The sequence below is a fragment of the Azoarcus taiwanensis genome (assembly GCF_012910885.1).
Lineage (GTDB): Bacteria > Pseudomonadota > Gammaproteobacteria > Burkholderiales > Rhodocyclaceae > Azoarcus_F > Azoarcus_F taiwanensis.
The window spans coordinates 1-22,076 of sequence record NZ_WTVM01000031.1 but is presented as its reverse complement, the minus strand read 5'-3'; the positions used below and the strand labels follow the sequence as shown (position 1 = coordinate 22,076).

Annotated in this window: 20 protein-coding genes; 19 read left to right on the top strand and 1 reads right to left on the bottom strand. The window is 63.6% G+C overall.

Annotated elements, in window-relative coordinates; translation table 11 throughout:
* Positions 1 to 286: 286 nt before the first annotated feature.
* The 17 genes from mraZ (at position 287) to GPA21_RS07035 (ending at position 18,287) form a co-directional block, all read left to right on the top strand.
* Positions 287 to 730 (top strand): division/cell wall cluster transcriptional repressor MraZ, encoded by a 444-nt coding sequence (gene mraZ, locus GPA21_RS07115; RefSeq protein ID WP_168987520.1) that lies wholly within the window; start codon positions 287 to 289, stop codon positions 728 to 730.
* On the top strand, positions 727 to 1,662 hold the full coding sequence (gene rsmH / locus GPA21_RS07110) for a 16S rRNA (cytosine(1402)-N(4))-methyltransferase RsmH (RefSeq protein WP_168987519.1): 936 nt from the start codon (positions 727 to 729) through the stop codon (positions 1,660 to 1,662). Before mraZ ends, rsmH begins: the two co-directional genes overlap by 4 nt.
* Positions 1,659 to 1,925, top strand: coding sequence for a cell division protein FtsL (gene ftsL, locus GPA21_RS07105; protein WP_168987518.1), 267 nt, complete (start codon positions 1,659 to 1,661; stop codon positions 1,923 to 1,925). The genes rsmH and ftsL overlap by 4 nt, the downstream gene beginning before the upstream one ends.
* Entirely contained in the window at positions 1,922 to 3,682 is a 1,761-nt protein-coding gene (locus GPA21_RS07100; protein WP_168987517.1) for a penicillin-binding transpeptidase domain-containing protein, read from the top strand. The genes ftsL and GPA21_RS07100 overlap by 4 nt, the downstream gene beginning before the upstream one ends.
* Positions 3,679 to 5,187, top strand: a complete 1,509-nt coding sequence (locus GPA21_RS07095) for a UDP-N-acetylmuramoyl-L-alanyl-D-glutamate--2,6-diaminopimelate ligase (protein ID WP_168987516.1) — start codon at positions 3,679 to 3,681, stop codon at positions 5,185 to 5,187. Before GPA21_RS07100 ends, GPA21_RS07095 begins: the two co-directional genes overlap by 4 nt.
* A complete protein-coding gene (locus GPA21_RS07090; RefSeq protein WP_168987515.1) occupies positions 5,184 to 6,596 on the top strand; it encodes a UDP-N-acetylmuramoyl-tripeptide--D-alanyl-D-alanine ligase in 1,413 nt (470 codons plus the stop codon). The genes GPA21_RS07095 and GPA21_RS07090 overlap by 4 nt, the downstream gene beginning before the upstream one ends.
* Positions 6,586 to 7,674 carry a phospho-N-acetylmuramoyl-pentapeptide-transferase gene (gene mraY / locus GPA21_RS07085; protein WP_168987514.1) on the top strand — a complete coding sequence of 363 codons (1,089 nt, stop codon included), beginning with the start codon at positions 6,586 to 6,588 and terminating at the stop codon, positions 7,672 to 7,674. Before GPA21_RS07090 ends, mraY begins: the two co-directional genes overlap by 11 nt.
* The gene (gene murD, locus GPA21_RS07080; RefSeq protein ID WP_168987513.1) at positions 7,671 to 9,068 is read left to right on the top strand and encodes a UDP-N-acetylmuramoyl-L-alanine--D-glutamate ligase; all 1,398 of its coding nucleotides are present in this window, start codon (positions 7,671 to 7,673) and stop codon (positions 9,066 to 9,068) included. Before mraY ends, murD begins: the two co-directional genes overlap by 4 nt.
* On the top strand, positions 9,065 to 10,297 hold the full coding sequence (ftsW, locus tag GPA21_RS07075; RefSeq protein ID WP_168987512.1) for a putative lipid II flippase FtsW: 1,233 nt from the start codon (positions 9,065 to 9,067) through the stop codon (positions 10,295 to 10,297). The genes murD and ftsW overlap by 4 nt, the downstream gene beginning before the upstream one ends.
* Entirely contained in the window at positions 10,297 to 11,367 is a 1,071-nt protein-coding gene (gene murG, locus GPA21_RS07070; RefSeq protein ID WP_168987535.1) for an undecaprenyldiphospho-muramoylpentapeptide beta-N-acetylglucosaminyltransferase, read from the top strand. Before ftsW ends, murG begins: the two co-directional genes overlap by 1 nt.
* Positions 11,364 to 12,779 carry a UDP-N-acetylmuramate--L-alanine ligase gene (gene murC / locus GPA21_RS07065; RefSeq protein WP_168987511.1) on the top strand — a complete coding sequence of 472 codons (1,416 nt, stop codon included), beginning with the start codon at positions 11,364 to 11,366 and terminating at the stop codon, positions 12,777 to 12,779. The genes murG and murC overlap by 4 nt, the downstream gene beginning before the upstream one ends.
* Positions 12,776 to 13,693 carry a D-alanine--D-alanine ligase gene (locus GPA21_RS07060; RefSeq protein ID WP_168987510.1) on the top strand — a complete coding sequence of 306 codons (918 nt, stop codon included), beginning with the start codon at positions 12,776 to 12,778 and terminating at the stop codon, positions 13,691 to 13,693. The genes murC and GPA21_RS07060 overlap by 4 nt, the downstream gene beginning before the upstream one ends.
* Positions 13,686 to 14,519: a cell division protein FtsQ/DivIB gene (locus tag GPA21_RS07055; protein WP_339379852.1), complete on the top strand. Its 834-nt coding sequence runs from the start codon at positions 13,686 to 13,688 to the stop codon at positions 14,517 to 14,519. Before GPA21_RS07060 ends, GPA21_RS07055 begins: the two co-directional genes overlap by 8 nt.
* Positions 14,516 to 15,745 carry a cell division protein FtsA gene (gene ftsA, locus GPA21_RS07050; protein ID WP_168987508.1) on the top strand — a complete coding sequence of 410 codons (1,230 nt, stop codon included), beginning with the start codon at positions 14,516 to 14,518 and terminating at the stop codon, positions 15,743 to 15,745. Before GPA21_RS07055 ends, ftsA begins: the two co-directional genes overlap by 4 nt.
* Positions 15,746 to 15,884: 139 nt before the next feature.
* Positions 15,885 to 17,021 carry a cell division protein FtsZ gene (gene ftsZ, locus GPA21_RS07045; RefSeq protein WP_168987507.1) on the top strand — a complete coding sequence of 379 codons (1,137 nt, stop codon included), beginning with the start codon at positions 15,885 to 15,887 and terminating at the stop codon, positions 17,019 to 17,021.
* A gap of 164 nt (positions 17,022 to 17,185) precedes the next feature.
* The gene (lpxC, locus tag GPA21_RS07040) at positions 17,186 to 18,103 is read left to right on the top strand and encodes a UDP-3-O-acyl-N-acetylglucosamine deacetylase (RefSeq protein WP_168987506.1); all 918 of its coding nucleotides are present in this window, start codon (positions 17,186 to 17,188) and stop codon (positions 18,101 to 18,103) included.
* 7 nt (positions 18,104 to 18,110) lie between these two features.
* Positions 18,111 to 18,287: a hypothetical protein gene (locus tag GPA21_RS07035; RefSeq protein ID WP_168987505.1), complete on the top strand. Its 177-nt coding sequence runs from the start codon at positions 18,111 to 18,113 to the stop codon at positions 18,285 to 18,287.
* Positions 18,288 to 18,309: 22 nt separating this feature from the next.
* Here GPA21_RS07035 and GPA21_RS07030 read toward each other — a convergent pair whose 3' ends face one another.
* Complete coding sequence (locus tag GPA21_RS07030; protein WP_168987504.1) at positions 18,310 to 18,762, bottom strand: DciA family protein; 453 nt, start codon at positions 18,760 to 18,762, stop codon at positions 18,310 to 18,312.
* 144 nt (positions 18,763 to 18,906) lie between these two features.
* Here GPA21_RS07030 and secA point away from each other — a divergent pair, with 144 nt between their 5' ends.
* Positions 18,907 to 21,630, top strand: coding sequence for a preprotein translocase subunit SecA (gene secA / locus GPA21_RS07025; protein WP_168987503.1), 2,724 nt, complete (start codon positions 18,907 to 18,909; stop codon positions 21,628 to 21,630).
* 167 nt (positions 21,631 to 21,797) lie between these two features.
* Positions 21,798 to 22,076: bifunctional ornithine acetyltransferase/N-acetylglutamate synthase (locus tag GPA21_RS07020; RefSeq protein WP_211163472.1), on the top strand; the 279-nt coding region annotated here is incomplete at its 3' end.

The window sequence follows — 22,076 nt, the reverse complement described above, 5'->3', positions numbered from 1 at the left end:
CTGCGATTCAGCCGTTGGTTTCGGCTCGCATTCCACTTTTCCCCACTGTTTTCTCGAATCCTGCGTTCAGGCGTGGTGTTGGTGCGCGTGTAATCGCCTGTTGTCTTTGATTTTGCAGGAATTCCGAGTGTTTCTGCGTCAAGGGTAAGTCATTGTGTCACAACGAAAAAGCTGATTCCCCTGGCTTGACCGTGAATTGCCTTTGCTCTAGAGTGGAGATAAGTAGACAAAAGTGGGTGGTGGTGTCATTGCGAGGTGCGCCACCGAATAAGGATCAGGGGGGTCAATGTTCCAGGGTGCCACTGCGCTCAGCCTCGATGCCAAGGGTCGCATTGCGATCCCGACTCGGCATCGCGACGCGCTTGTGCCGGATGGTGCCCCGTTGGTCATTACGGCGCACCCTCACCGGTGCCTGCTCGTTTATCCGCAGCTTGCCTGGGAGCCGCTCAGCAAGACGATTTCGTCGATGCCCGGGCTTGATCAACGCACCGCGACGATCAAGCGCCTGTTTTTGGGTTTTGCCCAAACCGAAGAGCTCGATTCTGCTGGACGGGTGCTGGTCGCACCGTCGCTACGTCAATGGGCCGGGCTCGACAAACAACTGTGGTTGGTTGGCCAGGGCTCGCACTTCGAACTGTGGTCGGACGCGGGGTGGCAGGCTCAGCAGGCTGCCATGCTCGAACTGGATATCGATGCTTTGCCCGCAGGGTTCGAGAGCCTCGCACTATGAGCGGAGCGGGCCATACCAGCGTCCTGCTCGCGGAAGCGGTCGAGGCGCTGGCGATCAAGCCGGACGGTGTGTACGTCGATGGCACGTTTGGTCGGGGCGGGCACAGCCGCGCGATTCTGGCAGCGCTTGGCTCTGCGGGTAGGCTCGTGGCCTTTGACCGCGATCCACGAGCGATCGAGGCGGGGCGGGCGATTGGTGACGCACGGCTGACTCTCGTGCATGAGCCGTTCAGCGAGCTGGACCCGGCGCTGACGCGCTTGGGAGTGGAAGGTATCGACGGTCTGTTGCTCGATCTCGGCGTTTCCTCGCCGCAGCTCGATGAGGCCGAGCGAGGCATGAGTTTTCGTTTTGATGCGCCGCTGGACATGCGAATGGACACGACGCGTGGGCAAACGGTCGCGGAATGGCTGGCGGATGCATCCGTGGCCGATATTACGGAGGTCCTTCGGGAATATGGGGAAGAACGGTTTGCTCATGCGATTGCAAAGGCGATTGCAGCTGCTCGGACAGGGGGGGTTGTTGCAACCACTGGACAACTTGCCGCTATCGTGGAAAAAGCGGTCCGTACACGCGAGCCGGGGCAGCATCCGGCGACGCGCAGCTTTCAGGCTCTACGGATTTTCATCAATCAGGAACTCGAGGAGTTGTCGCTAGTCCTTCCTGCTGGCGTGGATCGGCTCAACGCCGGGGGGCGCCTGGTCGTGATCAGTTTTCATTCCCTCGAGGACCGCATCGTCAAGCGTTTCATGCGTGACCAGTCGCGGCCGCCACAGTTGCCTGCCCGGCTTCCGCTGCGTGCGGCAGACCTGCCGCGGCCGCGGCTGCGACTTGTGAACAAGGCGGTCCGACCGGGAGAGGCAGAGGTGCGCGCCAATCCGCGTGCGCGCAGCGCGGTGTTGCGCATTGCCGAGCGTGTCGGGGAGGCGGCGTGATCCGTGTCGACGCCTTCCTCGTGTCGGTCGCAGTGGCGAGCGCGCTGGGCGTCGTCGCCGCGCAGCATCAGGCGCGCAAACTCCACACCGAGTACGAGCGCGAACAGGCGCGCGCCCATCAGCTCGAAATCGAATGGGGGCAGCTGCAGCTCGAGCAGAGCACCTGGGCGGCGCTGTCGCGAGTCGAGGCCGCTGCCCGTGAGCGTCTTGGGCTGCGCGAGCCGGTTTCCGGGAGCATCATCGTCGTGGAGGATGGAAGGTGAAGAGCCAGCGGCCAGTAACCTTCAATCACAACCCCTTGCTTGAGCAGGGTCTGCCGGCATGGCGGCCGCGCGTCATTCTGCTGTGCCTGCTTGCCGGTTCACTCGCTTTGGCCGGGCGAGCGGCCTATCTTCAGGGTTTCAACAATGAGTTCCTGCAAGCGCAGGGCGAGTCCCGCTATTCGCGAGTAATACCGGTGCCGGCCACTCGTGGCCGCATCGCGGACCGCAATGGAGACGTTCTGGCGGTCAGTACGCCGGTGCGTTCGATCTGGGCGATCCCCTCCGATGCCATGCTGTCACCCGCGGACACCCGGCAGCTCGCCGCTCTGCTCGAAACCGATGTGCAGACCCTGAACGCGAGACTCACCAGCGAACGCGATTTCGTGTTCCTTCGGCGCCAGGTGCCACCTGAGCTGGCGCGTCAGATTGCGGACCTCAGGCTGCCGGGCATTCATCAGCAGCAAGAGTATCGTCGTTACTATCCGGGTGGAGATGTCACCGCGCATGTACTCGGTTTCACGAGCGTCGACGACCGGGGCCAGGAAGGTGTCGAACTCGCCTTCGATCAGGAGTTGAAGGGACGCCCGGGTTCTCGTAGGGTGATCCGCGACCGCCGCGGGCAGATCATCGAGGATGTCGAGTCGATCCGCTTGCCGCAGGATGGCCAGGATCTGGTGCTGTCCATCGACAAGAAGATTCAGTTCCTCGCCTACTCGGCCTTGCGCGAGGCTGTTGAGAAGCACAAGGCCTACGCGGGTAGCGTCGTTGTGCTGGACGCGCGTACCGGCGAGATTCTGGCGCTCGTCAATGCGCCGACCTTCAATCCGAACAACCGCAACAACCTCAGCGGCGCGCAACTGCGCAATCGTGCCCTCACAGACGTCTTTGAGCCGGGCTCGATGATGAAACCCTTCATCGCCGCGCTGGCGCTGGACCACGGCAAGGTGCGTGCCGACACCTTGATCGACGTCGGCAATGGACGGATGACCATGGGCCGGGCGACGATCTCGGATGTCCGTCGTCCGCGAGGACCAATGACCGTTGCCAGCGTGGTCAAAACCTCGTCCAACGTCGGTACTGTGAAGATGGCAATGCAGTTCGAGCCGGAAGAGATGTGGCGGATGTTCGACGCGCTCGGCATCGGCACGCCTCTGAGCCTGGGATTCCCGGGTGAGGCGGGGGGCCGGCTGCGCCCGGCACGTAGCTGGCGCCCCATCGAACAGGCAACGATGTCCTATGGCTACGGTCTGTCGAGCACCTTGATGCACATGGCGCGGGCTTACACCGTGTTCACCCGCGACGGCGAATTGTTGCCCCTGTCGCTGACACGGCTCGACGCACCGCCCCAGCCCCTGCGCCGGGTATTCTCGCCGGAGAGCGCGCAGGCTCTGCGCGAAATGCTCGAAGAGGCCACCGGGCCCGATGGCACAGGCGGCCGCGCACGTGTCGCGGGCTATCGGGTTGCCGGCAAGACCGGAACCGCGCACAAGCTCGCGGGCGGGCAATATACGGACAAGTACATCTCGTCCTTCGTTGGCTTTGCCCCGGTTTCCAACCCGCGTCTGATCATTGCGGTAATGATTGACGAGCCCAGTGCCGGACAGCACTTCGGCGGTGCGGTCGCTGCGCCCGTGTTCGCGCGAATCACAGAAGGAGCATTGCGCACCCTGGGGGTCGCGCCGGATGCCCCGCTCGCGCCGTTGCATTTTGCGGGCCAGGGTGGTGCCAAGCCGGTTGTGGTGAGGGGGAACCTATGAGCGCCCGACTTGCGCTGGAACTCATCGAAACCCTGCGTGCGCGTGGCGTGGTCGCCGCCGGCATCAGCTGTGATTCGCGCACCATCGGCAGCGGCGACGTGTTCGCGGCGTGGCCGGGTTTCGCTTCTGACGGACGAAAGTATGTCGAAGCTGCGATTGCACGCGGCGCCACGGCTGTGCTGTATGAGAACGGCGATGGTTTTGAGCTTCGCGCCGCTGGCGTGCCGGCGATCGGCGTGACTGGTTTGCGCGACCTGGCTGGTTTTGTCGCGCATGCACTCTACGACAAGCCTTCGGAGTCGCTGTGGATGACCGGCGTCACCGGGACAAACGGCAAGACTACCGTAAGCCAATGGATCGCAGCCGCATCCGGCTTGCTTGGCGAGCGTTGTGGTGTCATTGGAACGCTCGGTTCCGGCTATCCGGGCGAAGTCTTCGAGACGGTGAACACGACGCCGGACGTGCTGGCACTGCACAGAAGCCTGCGTCGATTCGCCGATGAAGGCGCGCGCGGGGTTGCGATGGAGGTGTCTTCCATCGGCCTTGAACAGGGGCGCGTCAACGGTGTCGCTTTTGATGCCGCGGTGTTCACCAACTTGAGCCGTGACCACCTTGATTACCATGGTGATATGGACGCCTATGCCGCTGCCAAGGCGCGTCTGTTCGACTTCCCCGGGCTCCGGTATGCGGTCATCAATGCAGACGATCCCTTTGGCCTCGAGCTTGTGGACCGCGCCCGACGTGCAGGTGTCGAGGTGACCGCCTGCATGCTGCAGGATCCCGAAACGGGTCAACGGCTGGGTGGTGAGACCCTTTCCGCACGTCAGATTCCCTCTTCCGCGTTCGGCATGCATTTGCTCGTGCATTGGCGCGGCATGGAAGGGGATCTGCGTGCCCGGGTCGTCGGTCGGTTCAACGCACACAATCTTCTGGCGGTGGTTGGTGTGCTGCTTGCGCGCGGCGTGGCCTTCGAGGAAGCGTTGGCTGCAGCCTCACGTCTCGAGCCACCGCTCGGGCGGATGCAGTTGTTCGGAGGTGTGGGCGAGCCTTTGGTCGTTGTCGACTACGCCCACTCACCGGACGCCTTGGCGAAACTCCTCGAGACTTGCCGGGAGACTGCGTCCTCCCGAGGCGGCGCTCTGGTTTGCGTATTCGGTTGCGGCGGTGACCGGGATCCCGGGAAACGGCCGCTGATGGGCGAGGTCGTACGGCAGCGTGCCGACCGGGTTGTGGTTACCAGCGACAACCCGCGCAGCGAAGATCCGCTCGCCATCATTGAGGCAGTGCGGGCGGGAGCGGGGCGTGATGCCGACGCGATCATCGACCGCGCGGATGCCATCGCCCGTGCGATCGCCGATGCCGATGCCGACGATGTCGTCGTGCTTGCCGGCAAGGGACATGAAACCTACCAGGAAGTGCTGGGGCGGCGCGTGCCTTTCTCGGATGCGGAACATGCCGCTGCTGCCCTGCGCCTCTGGTCCAGCGTGAGAGGAAGCGCCGCATGATGACGCTGAACCTGGCCGCAGCCGCTATTGGAGGTCGCACCGTTGGCGATGCGGTTTTCGAGTCGGTCGGTACCGACAGCCGGCACCTGCCGCGACAAGCTTTGTTCGTCGCCCTGCGCGGCGAGAATTTCGACGGTCACGATTTCGTCATTGCAGCTGCGAACGAGGGCGCGGCAGCGGCGATGGTCGATTCGACCTGGGCGTCGAGCGCACCGGCCTGCCCGATTCCGCTGCTTGTCGTCGCCGATACTCGGGCCGGCCTTGGGGCGCTCGCCGCGCACTGGCGAGGCGGGTTCACCCTGCCGTTGATCGGCGTGACCGGCAGCAACGGGAAGACTACAGTCAAGGAGATGTGCGCAGCCATCATGCGCGCCCAACATCGTCTGGAAGGTGTGGTCGAGGACGCTGTGCTGGCCACCAGCGGTAACTTCAACAACGACATCGGTCTGCCTCTGACCTTGCTTGGCCTGAACGCCGGGCATCGGGCGGCGGTGATCGAGATGGGCATGAACCGGCCGGGCGAGATTGCTTACCTGACCGGCCTTGCCTGCCCCACTGTGGCGGTCGTCACCAATGCCCAGCGCGCTCATCTGCAAGGCGTCGGCAGCATTGCAGAAATCGCCCGAGAGAAAGGCTGCATCTATGCCGGCTTGGGGGCCGATGGTGTCGCCATCATCAACGCCGATGATCCTCACGCCGACTATTGGCGTCAGCTCAACGCTGGACGAAGGCAGGTGACATTCGGTCTATCCTCGCCGGCCGATGTCTGCGGTCGTTACACTGCCCACGGGCTAGGTTCGCTGATCAACGTTAAGACGCCGGGAGGTGATATTGAGCTCGAGCTCAACGTGCCCGGGGAACACAATGCGCGCAACGCACTCGCCGCAACCGCAGCCTGCATCGCTGCGGGGGCTTCGATCGACGCAGTGATTGCTGGGCTGCGCGGCTTCTCGGGGACGAGGGGGCGGCTGCAGTACGGACCGGGGGTTGAAGGCTGCACGCTGGTCGATGACAGCTATAACGCCAACCCTGATTCGGTCCGCGCGGCCATCGATGTGCTTGCCTCGACGGCTGGGCGCAAGATTCTGGTGCTGGGTGACATGGGCGAGATCGGCCGCTCCAGCGCACAACTGCACGACGAGATCGGCGGCTATGCGAAGAGTAAGGGTGTGGATGCACTCTTCGCGCTCGGTGACATGAGTGCAGTCGCGGCACGAAACTTCGGTGACGGGGGGCATCACTTCCGCACGGTGGACGCCCTGATCAAAGCGGTCCGTCCGCAACTGGATGAGGACACCGTGGTGCTGGTGAAGGGGTCGCGATTCATGCGCATGGAAAGAGTGGTCGCTGCCCTTTCTGCGGTGCACAATGACGCCCCTTCGAACACAGGGGGTTCCCATGCTTCTTGAACTGGCGCTCTGGCTTGGTCAGGACATCCGCGCGTTCAACGTCTTCGGCTACATCACGTTGCGCACCGTCCTCGCGGCGATGACCGCGCTGGTCATCTCGTTCATCTTCGGCCCAGCGGTGATCCGCTGGCTGACGACGAAGAAGATCGGACAGGCGGTGCGTGACGACGGCCCCAAGTCTCATCTCACCAAGGCGGGTACACCCACCATGGGTGGCGCTCTGATCCTGATCGCCATTGGCTCAACGGTGCTGCTCTGGGGCGATCTGCGCAACCACTATGTCTGGGCGACGCTGCTGGTTACCCTGGGCTTCGGCGCGGTTGGCTGGGTGGACGACTGGCGTAAGGTCGTCCATCGCGATCCCAAGGGCTTGCCCAGCCGCTGGAAGTATCTGTGGACCTCGCTGATCGCGCTCGCGGCCGCCTTGTTCCTGGGGCTCACCGCTACCGAGCCGGCGCAGACCGAACTCATCGTGCCCTTCTTCAAGGAAGTGGCGATTCCACTCGGGCTGGCCGGTTTCGTCGCTCTGACCTATTTCGTCATCAACGGCACAAGCCACGCGGTGAACCTCACCGACGGTCTCGACGGCCTGGCGATCATGCCCACGGTCATGGTTGCCGGCGCGCTCGCGATCTTCGCCTATGTCGCGGGGCACGCTGGCTTCGCGAACTATCTCGGGGTGCCCTACATCGCGGGCGCCGGGGAACTGGCGGTATTCTGCGGCGCCATCTGTGGTGCCGGTCTCGGTTTCCTGTGGTTTAACGTCTACCCGGCGGAAGTCTTCATGGGCGACGTCGGCGCGCTCGCACTGGGCGCGGCGCTCGGCATCATCGCCGTGGTGGTCCGCCAGGAGATCGTTCTCTTCATCATGGGCGGTCTGTTCGTCGCCGAGACCCTCTCGGTGATGGCCCAGGTGCTCTATTTCCGCGCGACCGGCGGCAAGCGCATCTTCCGCATGGCGCCGTTGCATCATCACTATGAACTCGGTGGCTGGAAGGAAACCCAGGTGGTTGTCCGCTTCTGGATCATCACTATCATGCTCGTCCTGTTCGGGCTGTCCACCCTCAAGCTCAGATGAACAAGCTCACCGGAACCCTCGTGCTGGTGCTTGGACTGGGTCAATCCGGCCTGGCCATGGCGCGTTGGTGCGCGCACGCCGGTGCCCGGCTGCGTGTCGCCGACAGCCGCACGTCGCCGCCGGCGCTCGACGTGTTGCGCACCCGCCTGCCCGAGGCCGAAGTGGTGCTCGGCGAGTTCGCCATCGGTCTCCTCGAGGGCGTTGCGCTCGTCGCGGTCAGCCCTGGTCTTGACTTCAATGCCCCCTTGCTCAGGTCGGCCCGCGAGCGTGGTGTCGCGGTGGTAGGCGAGATGGGCTTGTTCGCGGACGCGCTCGAGGCCCTCAACGCGCGCCAAGCCACGAAGGTGGTAGCGATCACAGGGACCAACGGCAAGACCACGACCACCGCACTGACCGCGGCACTGATCGCGGCGACCGGGCTCGATACGGTCGCAGCCGGCAACATCAGTCCGGCCGCGCTGGATGTGCTGCTCGAGCGCATCGAAGAGGACCGCGCCCTGCCGGAGTGTTGGGTGCTGGAGCTCTCCAGCTTCCAACTCGAGAGCATGGAGGGGCTGGAGCCGGATGCAGCGACGGTTCTCAACCTGAGTGACGACCATCTCGACCGGCACGGCGATATGGCGAACTACGCGCGAATCAAGGCCCGCATCTTTGCCGGAAACGGTGTCCAGGTCCTCAACCGCAACGATCTTCTCGTCGCCGGCATGCATGTCGCGGGTCGTGACGCGATCTGGTTTGGCGCCGACTGCCCGAGCGGTGACAACGACTTCGGACTGCAGGTTGACGCCGGCGTGACCTGGCTCACGCGAGGTCAGCAGACGCTGCTCGATTCCAGCCTGATGAAACTCGCGGGCCGCCACAATGCGATGAACGCGCTCGCCGCACTCGCGCTGGGCAGTGCGATTGGTCGTCCGGTCGTGCCGATGCTCGAAGCGCTGGCACGCTTCACCGGGCTGCCGCACCGGATGGAACTGGTCGCGCGCCGGCGTGACGGGGTGTGCTTTTACAACGACTCCAAGGGAACCAACGTCGGCGCCACTGTCGCAGCCCTCGAAGGCTTGGATAGTGCCGCAGTTTTGATTGCGGGCGGCGACGGCAAAGGGCAGGATTTTGCGCCTTTGCGCGAACCGCTCAGTCGTCATGGCCGCGCGGTGGTACTCATCGGTCGTGACGCGCCGCGAATCGCCGATGCCCTGGCCGGGCTCGGTTTGCCGGTCTGTCGGAGCGAAACCCTGCAACTCGCGGTGTGCGAGGCTGACAGACTGGCACAGCCAGGCGATGCGGTGTTGCTGTCACCCGCCTGCGCCAGTCTCGATATGTTTCGCAACTACGCGGATCGCGGCCGCCAGTTCGTTGACGCGGTGCTGCAGCTTGCGGAGGTGAGTCCGGCATGAAGTTGACCGCCCCGTTCGCCTCTCTGTTCGCACAGCGCCCAAAGGATACCCGCGCCGAAACCAGCCGGGTCGTCAATCGCTTGATGAATCCGGCTCAGATCACACGCGAGCTCGACCCGTTGTTGATGTGGTCGGCCATCGCGTTGCTGCTCATCGGCATGGTGATGGTGTACTCCGCATCGATCGCGATCGCCGAGGGCAGCCGTTTCACCGGTTTTCAGTCACATTATTTTCTCGCGCGTCAGGCTTTGTTTCTCGGCGTCGGGGTGGCCGGCGGACTGCTTGCGTTCCAGTTCACGATGCGGCAGTGGCAGCAGTTCGCGCCCTGGCTGTTCCTTCTCGGCATTGCTCTGCTTGTGCTGGTGCTGATCCCGGGCGTCGGACGGGAGGTGAACGGGGCCCAACGCTGGATCCCACTCGGCCCCGTCACGCTCCAGCCCTCCGAGCTGATGAAGGTGTTCGCGGTGCTGTATGCCGCCGACTACACAGTGCGCAAGCTTCCGGACATGGGCAGTTTTCGGCGTGGCGTGCTGCCAATGGCAGGTGTCATCCTGTCTGCCGGCTTCCTGCTGTTGATGCAGCCCGACTTCGGCGCCTTCGTCGTCATCAGTGTGATCGCCTTTGGCGTGCTGTTTCTTGGCGGGATCAATCTGCGTGTGTTCGCAGTTCTCGCGACCCTCGCGGTTTTCGGGTTCGTCGCGCTGATCATGATCTCGCCCTATCGCCTGGAGCGCATGCTCGGATTTCTTGACCCCTGGCAAGACCCCTTCGGTCGCGGATACCAGTTGTCGCACTCGCTGATCGCCTTCGGTCGCGGTGAGTGGTTCGGCGTAGGGCTTGGTGGTAGCGTCGAGAAACTCTTCTACCTCCCAGAAGCCCATACCGACTTCCTGCTCGCAGTGATCGCGGAGGAGCTCGGCTTCGTAGGCGTGGTCAGCATCATCGTTCTTTTCGCGATCCTCGTGCATCGCGCTTTCTCCATCGGACGCGACGCGATCAATTTCGAGCGCTACTTCTCGGGTCTGGTCGCGATGGGTGTCGGGCTGTGGTTCGGTGTGCAGTCTTTCATCAACATGGGTGTGAACATGGGCCTGCTGCCGACCAAAGGCCTCACCTTGCCGTTGATGAGCTTTGGTGGTTCGGCCCTGGTGGCCAACTGCCTGGCGCTGGCGATCCTGCTCCGGGTTGATTGGGAGAACCGCCAGATCCGCAGGGGAGGGCGAGCGTGATGAAGACTCTCCTCGTCATGGCGGGTGGTACGGGTGGCCACATCTTCCCGGGGATCGCGGTCGCGGAAGCGCTGCGCGAACGAGGCTGGCGCATCGTCTGGATGGGCAACGCCGACGGAATGGAGGGTCGGCTGGTGCCCGAGCGCGGGTATGAAACCGCCTGGATTCGTTTCGGTGCGTTGCGTGGCAAGGGCTTGCTGCGCAAGCTCATGCTGCCGCTGAATCTGCTGCGCGGCTTCTGGCAGGCGCTGGGTGCGCTGCGCCGGATTCGTCCGGACGTGGTGCTGGGGATGGGCGGTTACGTGACCTTCCCCGGTGGCATGATGGCGGCGTTGTTGGGGCGACCGCTCGTGTTACACGAGCAAAATGCGATTGCCGGCCTGGCCAACAAGGTATTGGCTGGTGTTGCCGACCGCGTCCTGACCGGGTTCCCCGATGCGTTGCCCAAGGCGCGGTGGGTAGGCAATCCGGTACGAGCAGAGATCGCGGCGGTGGCGGCACCAGAGCTCAGGTACGCCGAGCGGAGCGGACCGCTTCGGTTGCTGGTCGTCGGGGGAAGTCTCGGTGCCACGGCGTTGAACGAGGTGGTACCTGCGGCGTTGGCACGAATGCCCGAAGCGCATCGCCCGGTGGTCACCCATCAGGCGGGCGCAAAGCAGATAGACGCTTTGCGTGCGGCCTACGCAAAAGCCGGCGTGGACGGCGAGTTGCTCCCCTTCATCGAGGACATGGCTGCGCGTTACGCCCAGGCCGATCTGGTCATTTGCCGTTCCGGCGCACTCACGGTAGCGGAACTGGCGGCGGTGGGCGTGGCGAGCATCCTGGTGCCGTTTCCCCATGCAGTCGATGATCACCAGACCGTGAACGCCCGGTTCCTGTCGGAGCAGGGCGCAGCCATGCTGATTCCACAAACCGAGCTCGACCCCGCTCGCCTGGCCGACCTGCTAGCCACGCTGGATCGATCGGCGCTGACGGCGATGGCGCAGCGCGCGCGCAAACTCGCCCGCGCGGAGGCGGCACTGACGGTTGCCGAGGTCTGTGAGAATCTGGCCGGAGGCGTGCAAGCATGAAACACAAGGTCAAACGCATTCATTTCGTCGGCATCGGTGGTGCCGGCATGAGCGGCATTGCCGAGGTGCTGGTTAACCTGGGTTTCGCGATCAGCGGCTCCGACCTGTCCGAAAGCGTGGCGGTGCGCCGGCTTCGTTCGCTCGGTGCGAGCGTCGTTATTGGGCACGCGTCAGAGAACGTCGCCAATGCCGATGCAGTGGTGACCTCGACCGCAGTGCGTCCTGACAACCCGGAAGTCATCGCTGCGCGCGCCCGGCAGATTCCAGTGGTGCCAAGAGCGCAGATGCTGGCTGAACTCATGCGGCTCAAGCAGGGCATCGCGATCGCCGGAACGCATGGCAAGACCACGACGACTTCGCTGGTCACCAGCATTCTCGCAGAGGGCGGTATGGATCCGACCTTCGTCATCGGCGGCAAGCTGAACGCGGCAGGGGCCAACGCACGCCTTGGCAAGGGCGAGTTCCTGGTTGCCGAAGCCGACGAGTCGGACGCGTCCTTCCTGTTGCTCAATCCGGTGATCTCGGTGGTGACCAACATCGACGCCGATCACATGGACACCTACGGGCACGATTTCGCGCGTCTCAAGCAGGCCTTTGTGGATTTCCTGCAGCATCTCCCGTTCTATGGCGTGGCAGTGTTGTGCGAAGACGATCCGCACGTGCGTTCGATCATGCCGTTGGTGTCCAAGCAGATCGTGCGCTTTGGCCTTTCGGCGACGGCGAATATCCGCGCAGAGAATGTGTGCGCCGAGGACGGTGCGATGGTATTTGATGCGGTGCGAGTCAACGGCACGACGTCCCGACTGCCGATCCGACTCAATCTGCCAGGCATGCATAACGTGCTCAACGCGCTTGCCGCGATCGCGGTTGCGACCGAGGTGCAGGTGGCGGACGAGGCGATCATCAAGGCGCTTGCCGACTTCAAGGGAGTGGGGCGTCGTTTCCAGCGCTACGGAGAGGTCCCGCTCACCGGCGAGGATGGCGTCGTCCGTGGCAGCTTCACGTTGGTGGACGATTACGGCCACCACCCGGTGGAAATGGCGGCCACCATCGAGGCTGCGCGAGGGGCCTTTCCCGGACGTCGCTTGGTGCTCGCCTTCCAGCCGCATCGGTATTCGCGCACCCGCGACTGCTTCGAGGATTTCGTGAAGGTCTTGTCCACGGTCGATGCGCTGCTGTTGTCGGAAGTCTATGCCGCCGGTGAGCAGCCAGTGGTGGCCGCCGACGGGCGTTCGCTGGCTCGCGCGCTGCGTGTGGCCGGCAAGGTCGAACCGATGTTTATCGAGGATATCGACGAGATGCCGGCGGCGATTCTCGCGGCTGCGCAGGATGGCGATGTGGTGATCACCATGGGTGCCGGATCGATCGGGGCGATTCCTGGTCGGCTGGCAAATAACGAGGGGTCGTTGTGAGCAGGGATTTCGGAAAGGTCGCGGTGCTGATGGGTGGGTCTTCCGCCGAGCGTGAGGTGTCGCTGATGTCGGGCGAGGCCGTGCTAGGTGCCTTGCGTCATGCGGGCGTGGATGCGCACGCCTTCGACCCCGCCGAGCGCGACTTGTGCGAGCTGAAGCGAGAGGGCTTCGGGCGTGCCTTTATCGTGTTGCACGGACGTGGTGGGGAGGACGGCACGGTTCAGGGCATGCTCGAAATGCTCGGCGTCCCCTATACCGGCAGCGGCGTGATGGCTTCGGCAATCGCGATGGACAAGTGGCGTACCAAGATGATTTGGGCCGCGTGCGGATTGCCGACTCCGCGTTATGCGCTGCTCGAGCAGGACACCGACTGGGCAGCGGTCGCAGCGGAGCTGGGCCTGCCGATCTTCGTGAAACCGGTACACGAGGGCTCCAGCATGGGGGCGACCAAGGTCACGCGCGCGGAGGACTTGCAGGCTGCGTGGGAACTGGCGTCGCGGTTCGACAACCTGGTCATCGCGGAAGAGTTCATCACAGGTGCGGAGCTGACCGCACCGTTTCTGGGCGACCAGGCCTTGCCGCTGATCCGGATCGAGGCGCCCGGTGGCAATTACGATTACCAGAACAAGTACTTCAGCGACGATACGGTCTATCACTGTCCAAGCGGCCTTTCCGAGGACCAGGAGCTTGGACTGCGCGATCTCGCGCTGCGCAGCGCCAAGGTGCTGGGGTGCCGTGGCTGGGGGCGGGCCGACCTGATGTTGACTCAGGATGGCAAGGCCTATCTGCTTGAGTTGAATACCGCGCCGGGCATGACCAGTCACTCGCTGGTGCCGATGGCGGCGCGGGTTGCGGGACTCGATTTCGAGGCCTTGTGCCTGAAAATTCTGGAGGATGCACGCCTTGGTGGATGACAGGCCTCCCGGATACGCCCTGCGCCGCGCGGTTTCGTTCGCGAGCGCACGTGCGCGTGGTCGCGAGACGGCCGGTCTGTGGGACCGGCCAGCCTTGCTCGACCTGGTGTCCGACCTGTTGATGCTCTTTGTGCTGCTCGCCGCGCTGTACGCGCTCGCGATCTGGTTTCTCGCGCGCCCCTTCTTTACCGTGCGCGAAGTGGTCGTCCTGACGCCGCCGGCGCAGGTCACAGTGGCGCAGATCGAGTACGCAGCCCGTTCTTCTATCACCGGCAACTTCTTCACTGTCGAGCTGGAGGGGGTGCGAACCTCTTTCGAGAAGCTGCCCTGGGTGCGCCGTGCCGAGGTTCGACGACGCTGGCCCGACGCCATCGAACTGCGTCTCGAGGAGCATCAGCCGGTGGCCTACTGGACGGTGGCCGAAACCGATGAGATCCACCTCGTCAATCGCCAGGGCGAAGTATTCGTTGCCGCGAGCAATGCCGACATGCCGGACTTCGCCGGCCCCCCGGGCTCTGCTGCCTTTCTGCTGGCGCGGTATCGTGAATACACGGAAGTGCTCTCGCCTCTCGGGCGAAAACCCGTCGGTTTGTGGTTGTCGCCGCGCGAGGCATGGAAGATCCAACTCGACGACGGCATGGTGCTCCTGCTCGGGCGGGAGCAGTCCAACGCGCCGGTCGGCCAACGCCTGGAGCGCTTCGTGCGCACCTGGCCTCAGGCAGCGGCCCAGATCGGCGTCGATATCGCGATGGCGGACTTGCGCTATCGCACCGGTTTCGCCCTGACCCCCGCAGGACAGGACCAGCCAATGAAAGGCATGCAATGAGCAAGGAATACAAAGACCTCATCGTCGGACTCGACATCGGCACGTCCAAGGTGACTTGCCTTGTCGCCGAGAATCGGCCGGATGGCAGGCTCAACGTGGTTGGCCTCGGCACCCACCCGATGAGCGGTCTGAAGCGCGGCGTCGTGGTCAACATCGAGGCGACCGTGGACGCGATCTCGCGGGTGATCCAGGAGGCCGAGCTGATGGCCGACTGCAAGATCCGCGATGTCTATACCGGCATCGCGGGTAGTCACATCAAGAGTTTCAACTCCAACGGCATGGTCGCGATCAAGGACAAGGAAGTCTCGCCGCTGGATGTCGAGCGGGTGATCGAGGTCGCGCGGGCGATGCCGATACCTGCCGAACAGCAGATCCTGCACATCCTTACCCAGGAATTCATCATCGACGGTCAGGGCGGTGTGCGAGAGCCGATCGGCATGAGCGGGGTCAAGCTCGAGGTCAAGGTGCATATCGTCACCGGTGCGGTGTCGGCGGCCCAGAACGTGGTCAAGTGCGTGCGGCGTTGCGGGCTCGAGGTGATGGATCTGATCCTGCAGCCCCTGGCGTCCAGCTACGCAGTGCTCACCGAGGACGAGAAGGAACTCGGCGTGTGCCTGGTCGACATCGGTGGCGGCACCGCCGACATCGCGGTGTTCACCCAGGGCGCGATTCGTCACACCGCGGTGCTGCCGGTGGCTGGCGACCAGATTACCAATGACATCGCAATGGCGCTGCGCACCCCGACGTCGGAAGCCGAGGAGCTCAAGATTCGTCATGGCGTGGCAATGCACGTGCTCGCCGATCCGGAGGAAATGATCGAAGTCGCCGGCGTCGGCGACAGGCCGCCGCGCACTTTGTCTCGCCAGCGTCTGGCGGATGTCATCGAGCCACGTGTGTCCGAGCTGTTCGAGCTCGTCCAGGCGGAACTGCGTCGCAGTGGTTATGAGGAGTTGCTCTCGTCCGGCATCGTCCTGACCGGCGGGTCGTCGGTGATGCACGGCATGGTCGAGCTTGGTGAGGAAGTGTTTCATATGCCGGTAAGGGTCGGCTCGCCGCAATACGACGGCGCCCTGGCGGACGTGGTCTGCCAGCCCTATTACTCGGCCGCGATGGGCTTGGTGCTGGAAGGGCAGGCGCAGCGGCGACGCGGGATCATGGCCCGTGAAACCCGCAACCTGCGTCAGGTCTTCGGCAGGATGAAGTCATGGTTCGAGCGCAACTTTTGAACGCATGACGAAAGGTTTTGAGAATTTTGGATAACGTCTGTATCCACCCGTTATTTAGTTGTAGACTTGCGAATCAATACTAGATATCGGGCGGGGCGATGTTGGTGCGTAGTTAGGTTGTTTTTCAGGAGGCAGGCAAATGTTTGAGATCGTCGAGAAAGAGCAGACCGGGACCATCATCAAGGTCATCGGCGTCGGGGGTGCCGGCGGCAACGCCGTGGATCACATGATCCGCGAGGGTGTGCAGGGCGTTGAATTCGTCGTTGCCAACACGGATGCCCAGGCGCTGCGCCGTTGCCTGGCGCAGCACAAGGTTCAGCTCGGTGGCACCGGGCTCGGTGCCGGCTCAAAACCGGAAGCTGGCCGGGCTGCGGCGCAGGATTCGCGCGAGGCGATCGCGGCCGCACTCGAGGGTGCCCACATGTGCTTCATCACCGGCGGCATGGGTGGCGGCACCGGCACTGGCGCTGCACCGGTGGTGGCCGAGATCGCCAAGGAGATGGGCGTGCTGACGGTAGGCGTGGTCACCAAGCCCTTCGACTTCGAAAACCGCCTTCGCGTGGCGGAGAGCGGCATCGAGGATCTGTCCAGCCATGTCGACTCGCTGATCATCGTGCTAAACGACAAGCTGCTCGAGGTCTTCGGTGACGACGCCGGCTTCGAGGATTGCTTCCGCTCGGCAGACAACGTGCTGAAGAATGCCGTGGGCGGCATCGCCGAGATCATCAATGTGCCGGGTCTGGTCAACGTAGACTTCCAGGACGTGCGCACTGCCATGGGCGAGATGGGGCGTGCGATGATGGGCTCCGCGGAGGCCTCCGGTGTCGACCGCGCACGCATTGCGGCCGAGCAGGCGGCGGTCAGCCCGCTGCTCGAAGGAACCGAACTGTCCGGTGCGCGCTGCGTGCTGATCAACATCACGGCCAGCCGCTCGCTGAAGATGTCGGAGGTGCGCGACGCAGTGAAGACCGTGCAGGCCTTTGCCGCCCCTGAAGCCTTCGTCAAGTACGGCACGGTGTTCGAGGAGTCGATGGAAGACCGCATCCGGGTCACAGTCGTCGCCACCGGTCTCGGCACCCCGCAGGTCGCGCGCCAGCCGGTGATGCAGGTTGTCGCCGGCACCGGCACCTACGGTCCTTCGATGGGTGGCCAGGTGGCGGATTTCGATATCCCGGCAGTCATCCGCAGCGGCCGTCGCACCACGGTCGAGGCGATGAGCGCCAATGGTATGGGCACCTACGATATCCCGGCGTTTCTGCGCAAGCAGGCCGACTGAGTCGAGCTGATTCGCCCAGAGGGGCGCCCGGCATGGACCACGCCTCCGGTCCGTGTCGGGCGCCCTTCGCGCTTTGGTGCTGGGCGATAGCGTCACGCTAAGCGGTTGATTATCCGGGCCGGCGAAACCTGCATGCTAAAATTCCGTCCATGAAGAAAGACTCGATGATCAAACAGCGCACCATCAAGGCAGCCGTGAGCGCGACCGGCGTGGGGCTGCACGGCGGGCGCCGGGTTCGCATGACGCTGCGCCCGGCGGAGCCCGATACCGGCGTCGTGTTTCACCGTGTCGATCTCGATCCGGTGGTGTCTTTGCCTGCGGATCCCTACTCGGTTTGCGACACCAGAATGTGTTCCGGGCTGCAGGCAGCCTCCGGCGCCAAGGTTGGGACCGTGGAGCATCTGATGTCGGCGCTCGCGGGACTGGGTATCGACAATCTGCACGTCGACGTCGACGCGCCCGAGATTCCTATCCTCGACGGCAGCTCCGGGCCGTTCGTCTTCCTGCTGCGATCCGCGGGGCTCGAAGACCAGGCGCTGCCCAAGCGTTTCATCCGCGTCCTCAAGCCGGTTGAGGTGCGGGAAGACGACAAGTGGGTGCGACTCGAGCCATATGACGGCTTTCGCCTTACCTTTTCCATCGTGTTCAACCACCCGGCGATCGATGGCACCGCGAATACGGTTACCGTCGACTTCGCGAGCGAATCCTACGAGCGCGACATCTCACGGGCGCGCACCTTCGGCTTCATGCAGGACGTCGAGTTCATGCAGGCCAACGGGCTGGCGCTAGGCGGAAGCCTTGGCAACGCGATCGTGATGGACGAGTACCGGGTTCTCAACGCCGACGGACTTCGCTATGGCGACGAGTTCGTAAAACACAAGGTTCTCGACGCCATCGGCGACCTCTATCTTTGTGGCCGGCCGATTCTCGGCGCCTACACGGCCCACAAGGCCGGTCATGCGATGAACAACATGGTGTTGCGCGCATTGCTCGAGGACAAAAGCGCCTGGGAACTCGTCAGTTTCGCGGAGGCGGCCTGCGCCCCCGCGTCCGTGCAACGCCAACTCGCCGCGGCGGCCTGACAAGACGATGATTTTCGTCCGCATCTTCGCTCTGCTTGCACTTCTGGGAATCGGCGGTTCGCTGGTCGCCTGGATGCTGACCGGTGACCCGAAATACCGGCGCTGGGCCTGGATTCTGCTCCAGGCTGGCGTGGCCATCCTGCTGATTCTGTTCCTGCTCTTCGCGATCGAGAGAGTGCTCTAGCAGCCTGTCGGGCGCCAGACCACTATTCGTCTCCGACATCGTCGGCGTCACGGGCACGGGCAACGAGTCGGCTCAATGCCCGGCGAAGCTCCGAATCCTCGGGCAGGCTGTGCTCCAGCTCCACCAGGCTTTCGCGGCCCGCACGGCCAATGCTGCGGGGCGCGCGGGGCGGCGGTGGTGGCGCTTCCACCGTTGGCCGCACCCGGACCTCGATGCGCGATACCAGCGTTCCCTGTTCGCCCAGTTGCCTCTGAAGGGTGGGGAGCAACTGACGCATGCGTGCCGCGATGCTCCCGTTGCGGGCCAGCAGGACCAGCGTTCCGTCCTTGAGATTCGCCACCGGACAGGCCTGTGCGAGCTTTGCCGGCAGCAGTCGCTCGAGCAGCACCTGCAGCCCACGCAATCGCCTGCTATGTTCCCGCAGGCGACCCAGTGCGTCGCCACTTCCGAGATAGTCGTGCAGGGGGTGTGTCATGGAGCGGTCCGTCCGGCGCGGATTTCTGACCAGCGATGATACCTTGCCTGCCCCGCCGCGACCGGGTTCGCGCATGTGGATAATGGGGGCGTCGGTTCGGCGTGCTAAAATTGCGCATTTGCCGAATCGAAGCCAAACACATCCATGATCTCCGGCCTGCTCAAGAAAATCTTCGGTAGTCGCAACGACCGCCTGATCCGCCAATACTCCCAGAAGGTTCGCATCATCAACGGCCTGGAGCCGACCGTGGCTGCGCTTTCCGACGAGGAATTGCGGGCCAAGACGGCCGAGTTCAAAGAGCGCTTTGCCAACGGCGAGAGCCTGGACAAGTTGCTGCCCGAAGCCTTCGCGGTCGTGCGAGAGGCCGGCAAGCGGGTGCACAACATGCGCCACTTCGATGTTCAGCTGATCGGCGGCATGGTGTTGCACGACGGCAAGATATCGGAGATGCGCACCGGCGAGGGCAAGACCCTGGTCGCGACGCTCCCGGCTTATCTCAACGCCTTGGCCGGCAAGGGCGTTCATGTGATTACGGTCAACGACTACCTTGCCAGCCGCGACGCGGAGTGGATGGGGCGGATCTTCGGTTTTCTCGGAATGACAACCGGCTGCAACCTTTCACGCATGTCGCACGCCGAGAAGCAGGCCGCCTACGCATCGGACATCACCTACGGCACCAACAACGAGTTCGGCTTCGACTACCTGCGCGACAACATGGTGTATTCGCTGGCCGACCGGGTCCAGCGCGCGCTTAACTTCGCGATCGTGGACGAGGTTGACTCGATCCTCATCGACGAGGCCCGTACGCCGCTGATCATCTCCGGGCAGGCCGAGGATCACACTGAGCTGTACCTCAAGCTCAACCAGGTCGCCCCCACGCTCAAGAAGCAGGAAGGCGAAGGCAATGATGTGACCGTGCCGGGCGACTACACCGTCGACCTCAAGGCGCGCCAGGTCCTGCTCACCGAGCAGGGCCATGAGAGCGCCGAGCAGATTCTCACCCGCATGGGCTTGCTGGCGGAGGGCGCCAGCCTCTACGACCCAGGCAACATCCTTCTGGTGCACCACCTCTACGCCGCGTTGCGTGCCCACGCCCTGTACCACAAGGACCAGCATTACGTGGTGCAAAACGGCGAGGTCGTCATCGTGGACGAGTTCACCGGCCGCCTGATGGCCGGTCGTCGCTGGTCCGACGGCTTGCACCAGGCTGTCGAGGCGAAGGAAGGCGTCCGTATTCAGGCCGAAAACCAGACACTCGCGTCGATTACCTTCCAGAACTACTTCCGGATGTACGACAAGCTGGCGGGCATGACGGGTACCGCCGACACGGAGGCCTTCGAATTCCATTCCATCTACGGCCTCGAGACGGTCATCGTCCCGACCAACCGCGAGATGATCCGCAAGGACGAGAACGACAAGGTCTATCGCACCGCCAAGGAGAAGTGGGACGCGGTCATCGAGGACATTCGTGGCTGCGTCGAGCGTGGCCAGCCGGTTCTGGTGGGCACGACCTCGATCGAGGTGAACGAATTCCTCTCCGGGGTGCTGAAGAAGGCCAAGATCGACCACCAACTGCTCAACGCCAAGCAGCATGACAGCGAGGCGCAGATCGTCGCTCAAGCCGGTCGCCCGGGTGTCGTCACCATCGCCACCAACATGGCCGGCCGCGGTACCGACATCGTGCTCGGTGGCAGTATCGAGCGCGAGATCGATGCGCTGCAGGCGGACGAGAGCGTTCCGGCCGAGGAGAGGGCCAAGCGCATCGAGAAGATGCGTGCTGACTGGGCGAAGGTGCATGAGCAGGTTCTCGCCGCCGGCGGTCTGCATATCATCGGTACCGAGCGTCATGAGTCCCGCCGCATCGACAACCAGTTGCGCGGTCGTGCCGGGCGTCAGGGTGACCCAGGTTCGAGCCGCTTCTATCTGTCGCTTGAAGATCCGTTGATGAAGATCTTCGCCGGCGACAGGCTCAACGCCATCATGGTTCGCCTCAATATGCCCGAGGGTGAGGCGATCGAGCACCGCATGGTGACCCGTTCGCTTGAGTCGGCGCAGCGCAAGGTCGAGCAGCGCAACTTCGATATCCGCAAGCAGTTGCTAGAGTTTGACGACGTCGCCAACGATCAGCGCAAGGTGGTGTACCAGCAGCGCAACGAACTGCTCGCGTCCGACGACATTTCCGAGACCATCAAGGCGATGCGTCAAGGCGTGCTCTACGACACCTTCCGCATCTACGTGCCCGAGGAAAGTGTCGAGGAGCAATGGGAGATCCCGCAACTTGAGCAGGCGCTGGCAGGCGAGTATCAGCTCAAACTCCCGGTCGGCGAGTGGATCACCGCCGAACCAAACCTGGACGACGACGCGATTCTGGCGCGTATCGTCGATGCGGCCGAAGAGGCTTACGCGACCAAGGCCGCGAAGGTCGACCGAACTGCCTGGCATCAGTTCGAGCGCAATGTGATGCTGCAAAGCCTCGACAACCACTGGCGCGAGCATCTTGCTGCACTGGATCACCTGCGTCAGGGCATTCATTTGCGCGGCTATGCGCAGAAGAACCCGAAGCAGGAGTACAAGCGCGAGGCGTTCGAACTCTTCGAGACCTTGCTGGAGACCGTGCGCAAGGATGTGACCAAGCTGCTGATGACCGTGCAGATCCGCACCGAATCCCAGCTCGAGAGCGCCGAGAAGCCGCAGGAGCCGGAGAACGTCGCCTATCACCACTCGAGCTACGATGAGGCGCTCGGCAGCGGTGGTCAGGGCACAGGCAATCAACCGCAGACCAATGCGACCCCCAAGGTTGGCCGAAACGAACCCTGCCCTTGCGGGTCGGGCAAGAAATACAAGCATTGCCACGGCAAGCTCAACTGAGCTGAGCTCGGCCCACGTCCCGGAAGCGGCCCTGCGGGGTCGTTTTCTTTTGGGTGCCCGATCTGCCGGCGCCACAAGCGAGCTCGTCGGATATCCCTGACTGCCTGCGGTGTTGCGGGATAAAATGCCGTTTCATACCGACTACTCATTCGATACGGAGTCTGACCATGCCTGTGAACTACTCGACCCCCGCCGCGAGCGAACTCATGCCGGTGCCCGGTGTTCAGCTTGGCGTGGCGGAAGCAGGCATTCGTAAGGCGAATCGTCGCGATCTGACCCTGATCGAACTGGACGAGGGTAGCCGAGTCGCCGGCGTTTTCACACGGAACCGCTTCTGCGCCGCACCGGTGCATGTCTGCCGCGACCATCTGAAGGATCGGCATGTTCGTGCGCTCCTCATCAACACCGGCGTTGCCAACGCCGGTGTTTATGAGGAGCCCACGAAC

What these genes read in the sequence shown, in the direction of transcription:
- mraZ (WP_168987520.1), top strand. Translation starts at nt 287, where the DNA reads ATGTTCCAGGGTGCCACTGCGCTCAGCCTCGATGCCAAGGGTCGCATT.
- rsmH (WP_168987519.1), top strand. Translation starts at nt 727, where the DNA reads ATGAGCGGAGCGGGCCATACCAGCGTCCTGCTCGCGGAAGCGGTCGAG.
- GPA21_RS07095 (WP_168987516.1), top strand. Translation starts at nt 3,679, where the DNA reads ATGAGCGCCCGACTTGCGCTGGAACTCATCGAAACCCTGCGTGCGCGT.
- GPA21_RS07090 (WP_168987515.1), top strand. Translation starts at nt 5,184, where the DNA reads ATGATGACGCTGAACCTGGCCGCAGCCGCTATTGGAGGTCGCACCGTT.
- mraY (WP_168987514.1), top strand. Translation starts at nt 6,586, where the DNA reads ATGCTTCTTGAACTGGCGCTCTGGCTTGGTCAGGACATCCGCGCGTTC.
- murD (WP_168987513.1), top strand. Translation starts at nt 7,671, where the DNA reads ATGAACAAGCTCACCGGAACCCTCGTGCTGGTGCTTGGACTGGGTCAA.
- ftsW (WP_168987512.1), top strand. Translation starts at nt 9,065, where the DNA reads ATGAAGTTGACCGCCCCGTTCGCCTCTCTGTTCGCACAGCGCCCAAAG.
- murG (WP_168987535.1), top strand. Translation starts at nt 10,297, where the DNA reads ATGAAGACTCTCCTCGTCATGGCGGGTGGTACGGGTGGCCACATCTTC.
- murC (WP_168987511.1), top strand. Translation starts at nt 11,364, where the DNA reads ATGAAACACAAGGTCAAACGCATTCATTTCGTCGGCATCGGTGGTGCC.
- ftsA (WP_168987508.1), top strand. Translation starts at nt 14,516, where the DNA reads ATGAGCAAGGAATACAAAGACCTCATCGTCGGACTCGACATCGGCACG.
- ftsZ (WP_168987507.1), top strand. Translation starts at nt 15,885, where the DNA reads ATGTTTGAGATCGTCGAGAAAGAGCAGACCGGGACCATCATCAAGGTC.
- lpxC (WP_168987506.1), top strand. Translation starts at nt 17,186, where the DNA reads ATGATCAAACAGCGCACCATCAAGGCAGCCGTGAGCGCGACCGGCGTG.
- GPA21_RS07035 (WP_168987505.1), top strand. Translation starts at nt 18,111, where the DNA reads ATGATTTTCGTCCGCATCTTCGCTCTGCTTGCACTTCTGGGAATCGGC.
- GPA21_RS07030 (WP_168987504.1), bottom strand. Translation starts at nt 18,762, where the DNA reads ATGACACACCCCCTGCACGACTATCTCGGAAGTGGCGACGCACTGGGT.
- secA (WP_168987503.1), top strand. Translation starts at nt 18,907, where the DNA reads ATGATCTCCGGCCTGCTCAAGAAAATCTTCGGTAGTCGCAACGACCGC.